Below are 604 nucleotides of genomic sequence, written 5' to 3'. Positions count from 1 at the left end.
GCGGCAAGCTCGGCCTCGATCTTGGCGCGCTGGTCCGGCGGAATGACCGCCTGATCGCGCTCCGGCGGCAGATCATGCACCGGCAGATAGCTGCCGGGCTCCCGGGCATGCGCCTGCGCATCCGCAGGCGTCATATCCGCGAGCTGACTCGAACAGCCGCCCAGCGCGAACGCCACGCTCAGCAGCGCGCCACCGATCAGCAGCGACTTTTGCAGGTCCCTCAACGCCAACACTTGGGAAATTCCCCTACTCGTCCCAAAGCACGGCCCCGGGCAACCTTACCCAAGACCACGCCCAAGCTCAAACCATTGCTGCCCAAATGGTCCGAGCGAGAAAACAGCCCGGTGCTACCAAGCCGAGCGGTGCGGCTCGATTGTGACGGAACCAAGAAAATTTGTCGCAGTGCAACACATCTTCGAGAGTGTTTAACGTCAAAGATGCGAGCTTCGCGGTGACGAATACGGAATGAATCGTTACTGTTCTGCCCATGAGTATGGCCACGACCGATACGCCCAAACCCGAGACGAAGTTCGATGCGGAAGCCTTCGCGATGAATGTCGCGCGGGCGATGGAGAGCGGCGGCAAGGCGCTGGCCGCCTTCCTC

General features: G+C 61.8%; 1 protein-coding gene. It reads right to left on the bottom strand.

The genetic code is table 11. From position 1 onward, the window contains the following. Positions 1 to 233, bottom strand: a 233-nt coding sequence (locus tag AC1D00_RS44360) for a hypothetical protein (protein WP_477015107.1), incomplete at its 3' end; no start/stop codon positions are given. Positions 234 to 604: the final 371 nt, after the last annotated feature.

Source organism: Bradyrhizobium sp. P2_E8 (genome assembly GCF_056403875.1).
The sequence above is the reverse complement of the archived record's forward strand: the minus strand, read 5'-3'. Positions and strand labels throughout refer to the sequence as shown.